Source organism: Mycobacterium sp. UM_11 (genome assembly GCF_001414075.1).
GTDB lineage: Bacteria > Actinomycetota > Actinomycetes > Mycobacteriales > Mycobacteriaceae > Mycobacterium.
Genome location: NZ_LATC01000182.1, coordinates 1 through 4,287, shown reverse-complemented (window position 1 = coordinate 4,287; position 4,287 = coordinate 1). Strand labels below are relative to the sequence as shown.

Genomic DNA, 4,287 nt, shown 5'->3' with positions numbered 1-4,287 from the left:
TGTGTATAAGAGACAGGTTCAACGGCGCCAGCCTGCAGGGCAAACCCGCGGTGCTGTGGTTCTGGACGCCGTGGTGCCCGTTCTGCAACGCCGAGGCGCCGGGCGTGAGCCAGGTGGCCGCGGCCAATCCCGGCGTCACGTTCGTGGGCGTCGCGGCCCACTCGGACGTCGCGGCGATGCAGAACTTCGTCGCCAAGTACAACCTGAACTTCACCAACCTCAACGACACCGACGGCGCGATCTGGGCCCGGTACAACGTCCCCTGGCAGCCCGCCTACGTGTTCTACCGCGCGGACGGCAGCTCGACGTTCGTGAACAACCCGACCTCGGCGATGCCGCAGCAGGAGTTGTCTGACCGGGTCGCCGCGCTGAGGTCCTGATGGATCGGGGTCTCGTCGGCCTGGCCTTCGCGGCCGGGCTGGTGGCGGCCCTGAACCCGTGCGGGTTTGCCATGCTGCCCGCCTACCTCCTGCTGGTGGTGCGCGGGCCGCGAGCGGGGATGGCGGCGGCCGGGCGGGCCCTGGCGGCCACCGCGGTCATGGCGCTTGGCTTCCTGACGGTGTTCGGCCTGTTCGGCGCGCTGACCGTATCGGCCGCCGGCGCGGTCCAGCGATACGTGCCGTACGCCACGGTCATCGTCGGCGTCGTGCTTGTGGCGCTGGGCGGGTGGCTGCTGTCGGGCCGCGGGCTGGCGGCGCTCACCCCGCGGCCGGTGGGCCCGCGCTGGGCGCCCACGGTCCGCCTTGGATCCATGTACTCCTACGGCGTCAGCTACGCGATCGCCTCGCTGTCGTGCACCGTCGGCCCGTTTCTGGCGGTCACCGCGGCGGGCCTGCGGGGCGGGTCGATCGTCACGGCGGTGGCGATCTACCTCGCCTACGTCGGGGGGCTGACCCTGGTCGTCGGCGTACTCGCCGTCGCCGCGGCGACCGCGAGCTCGGCGATGGCCGACCGGCTGCGGTGCGTCCTGCCGTTCGTCGACCGGATCGGTGGTGCCGTGCTGATGCTGGTCGGTCTGTACGTTGCCTATTACGGCGCCTACGAGGTGCGCCTGCTGGGCGCGAACGCCGATCCGCGGGATGCGGTGATCACCGCGGCCGGGCGCCTACAGGGGACGCTGGCCGGCTGGGTGTACCAACACGGGATGTGGCCATGGGCGCTGGCCGCGGGCGCGCTGACGATCGTCGTCATCGGCGGCACCTGGTACCGCCGGACGCGCGCCGGGGCGGCGGCGCTACCTGATCCAGCCGCGCCGGCGGCCCCACAGGTCGCGGACCAGGGCGACCAGCACCAGCGTGGCGAACCCGATCAGGAACCAGTTCTCGATGTGGCCGACGTGGTTGCCGCGCAGCATCGCCAGCAGGAACACGATGATGACCAGGCCGGTGATGTGCCACGTGCGGTGATTGATCCTGCTCCAACCCCACTTCGCCGACGGCACCTCGACGGTGTCGACGCCGGTGAACTGTTCCACCTCGGTACTGGCCACGGTGAATCCCCTTCGTGATCGGCTGGTAGGAGAGATTCTGGCACACCGGTCGCGGGACCGAGCGGGCACAATGAGTGAGTGACAACCGCGACACCCGAGGGCCGCCTGCGCGTGCTGGTGCTGGGCAGCACCGGCTCGATCGGTACCCAGGCGCTGGACGTGATAGCGGCCCATCCGGACCGCTTCGAGGTCGTCGGGCTGGCCGCGGGGGGCGCGAACCTGGACACCCTGCTGCGGCAGCGCGAGCAGACCGGCGTCACCAACATCGCCGTCGCCGACGAACGCGCGGCGCACGTCGCCGACGTCCCCTACCGCGGTCCCGACGCGGTGACCCGCCTGGTCGAAGACACCGAGGCCGACGTCGTCCTCAACGCGCTGGTGGGGGCGCTGGGCCTGCGGCCGACGCTGGCCGCGCTGGAATCGGGCGCCCGGCTCGCGCTGGCCAACAAGGAATCGCTGGTCGCCGGCGGACCGCTGGTTGTGCGGGCGGCGCGACCGGGCCAGATCGTGCCGGTCGACTCCGAGCACTCCGCGCTGGCCCAGTGCCTGCGCGGCGGCGCTCCGGAGGAGGTCGCCAAGCTGGTGCTGACCGCGTCCGGGGGGCCGTTTCGCGGCTGGACCGCCGCCCAGCTGGAGGGCGTCACCCCGGAACAGGCCGGCGCCCACCCGACCTGGTCGATGGGCCCGATGAACACACTGAACTCGGCCTCGCTGGTCAACAAGGGCCTCGAGCTCATCGAAACCCACCTGCTGTTCGGCATCCCGTACGACCGCATCGAGGTCGTGGTGCACCCGCAGTCGATTGTTCATTCAATGGTCACGTTCGTCGACGGCTCGACCATCGCCCAGGCCAGCCCGCCTGACATGAAGCTGCCCATCTCGCTGGCGCTGGGCTGGCCGGCCCGGGTGCGCGGGGTGGCCGCGGCGTGCGACTTCAGCACCGCCGCTAGCTGGGACTTCGAGCCGCTGGACAGCGAGGTTTTCCCCGCGGTCGAACTGGCCCGTTACGCCGGCCAGACCGGCGGCTGCATGACCGCGGTGTACAACGCGGCCAACGAAGAAGCCGCGGCGGCGTTCCTCGAGGGCCGGGTGGGATTCCCCGTCATCGTGAAAACCATCGCCGACGTGCTGCACGCCGCAGACCAATGGGCGGTTTCACCCGCTAACGTGGATGAGGTACTAGACGCGCAGCGCTGGGCTAGGGACAACGCCAGGCGCCGAATCGATCGAGTCGCACGGGCACGGCCCACCCAGGCCCCCGTCAACGCCTCCGGAATGGTGTGAGAAAGGTCCTGCAGACCAGATGATGTTCGTTATCGGCATTGTGCTGTTCGCCCTCGCCATCCTGATCTCGGTGGCGCTGCACGAGTGCGGCCACATGTGGGTCGCCCGCGCCACCGGCATGAAGGTGCGGCGCTATTTCGTCGGGTTCGGGCCCACGTTGTGGTCGACGCGGCGCGGGGAGACCGAGTACGGCATCAAGGCCGTGCCGTTGGGCGGCTTCTGCGACATCGCCGGGATGACCTCGGTGGAGGAGCTGGCCCCCGACGAAACCGACCGGGCGATGTTCAAGCAGGACGTCTGGAAGCGCGTCGCGGTGCTGTTCGCCGGTCCGGCCATGAACTTCGTCATCTGCCTGATCCTGATCTACGGCATCGCACTGGTCTGGGGGTTGCCGAACCTGCACCCGCCGACCCGGGCGGTGATTGGTGAAACCGCTTGCGTCGCACCGGAAGTGGCGCCCGGCAAGATCGCAGACTGCACCGGCCCCGGCCCGGCCGCGGTGGCCGGGATCCGCGCAGGCGACGTCGTGGTCAAGGTCGGCGACACCCCGGTGTCCACCTTCGAGGACATGGCCGCGGCGATCCGCAAGATGCACGGCACCGTTCCGGTCGTCGTCGAGCGGGGCGGCAACACCATCACCACCTACGTCGACGTGACGCCCACCCAGCGCTTCGTGACCAACGGGGCCAACGGCCAGGGCGGTCAGCCGGCGCCCGCGACGGTCGGCGCCATCGGCGTCGCCGCGGTCAAGCTCGCGCCCACCCACTACGGCGTGCTGTCCGCGGTGCCCGGCACCCTCGCGTTCGCGGGGGACCTGACCGGCGAGGTCGGCAAGGCGCTGGTCACCATCCCGACGAAGGTCGGCGCGCTGGTGCACGCGATCGGCGGCGGGCAGCGCGACCCGCAGACCCCGATGAGCGTGGTCGGCGCCAGCATCATCGGCGGCGACACCGTCGACCACGGGTTGTGGGTGGCGTTCTGGTTCTTCCTGGCCCAGCTGAACCTCATCCTGGGCGCGATCAACCTGGTGCCACTGCTGCCGTTCGACGGCGGCCACATCGCCATCGCCGTGTTCGAAAAGATCCGCAACCTCATCCGGTCGGCCCGCGGCAAGGTCGCGGCCGCACCGGTGAACTACCTCAAGCTGATGCCGGCCACCTACGTGGTGCTGGTGTTCGTGGTCGGCTACATGTTGCTGACCGTGACCGCCGATCTGGTCAATCCGATCAGGCTCTTCCAATAGTCGACGTGAAGGAACGAAAGTGACCATTGGCCTGGGCATGCCGGACGCTCCGGCGCCCACGCTCGCCCCCCGGCGCAAGACGCGGCAACTCATGGTCCGCGACGTCGGGGTGGGCAGCGACTATCCGATTTCGGTGCAATCGATGTGCACCACCAAAACCCACGACGTCAACGCGACCCTGCAGCAGATCGCCGAGCTCACCGCCGCCGGCTGCGACATCGTCCGGGTGGCGTGCCCGCGCCAGGAGGACTGTCTCTTATACACATCTCCG

5 protein-coding genes and 1 pseudogene are annotated in these 4,287 nt (G+C 69.8%); 5 read left to right on the top strand and 1 reads right to left on the bottom strand.

Annotated features, from left to right (window positions below; all coding sequences use genetic code 11):
* Together WU80_RS24185 and WU80_RS24180 are read left to right on the top strand one after the other, a co-directional pair.
* Window positions 1–380: redoxin domain-containing protein (locus WU80_RS24185; RefSeq protein ID WP_055405878.1), on the top strand; the 380-nt coding region annotated here is incomplete at its 5' end.
* A pseudogene (locus WU80_RS24180) lies at window positions 380–1,219 on the top strand (cytochrome c biogenesis CcdA family protein); the annotation flags it as partial. The gene WU80_RS24185 and the pseudogene WU80_RS24180, both read left to right, overlap by 1 nt.
* A gap of 15 nt (window positions 1,220–1,234) precedes the next feature.
* Here the strand turns inward: WU80_RS24180 and WU80_RS26495 are convergent.
* A complete protein-coding gene (locus WU80_RS26495; RefSeq protein WP_067815177.1) occupies window positions 1,235–1,489 on the bottom strand; it encodes a DUF2631 domain-containing protein in 255 nt (84 codons plus the stop codon).
* A 78-nt stretch (window positions 1,490–1,567) separates the two neighbouring features.
* Between WU80_RS26495 and dxr the strand changes: the two genes are divergently transcribed.
* The 3 genes from dxr to WU80_RS24165 form a co-directional block, all read left to right on the top strand.
* Entirely contained in the window at window positions 1,568–2,773 is a 1,206-nt protein-coding gene (gene dxr, locus WU80_RS24175; protein ID WP_055405622.1) for a 1-deoxy-D-xylulose-5-phosphate reductoisomerase, read from the top strand.
* Window positions 2,774–2,792: 19 nt separating this feature from the next.
* Window positions 2,793–4,016 carry an RIP metalloprotease gene (locus WU80_RS24170; RefSeq protein WP_055405621.1) on the top strand — a complete coding sequence of 408 codons (1,224 nt, stop codon included), beginning with the start codon at window positions 2,793–2,795 and terminating at the stop codon, window positions 4,014–4,016.
* Between the two features lie 19 nt (window positions 4,017–4,035).
* On the top strand, window positions 4,036–4,287 hold a 252-nt coding region (locus WU80_RS24165), incomplete at its 3' end, for a flavodoxin-dependent (E)-4-hydroxy-3-methylbut-2-enyl-diphosphate synthase (RefSeq protein WP_197286018.1).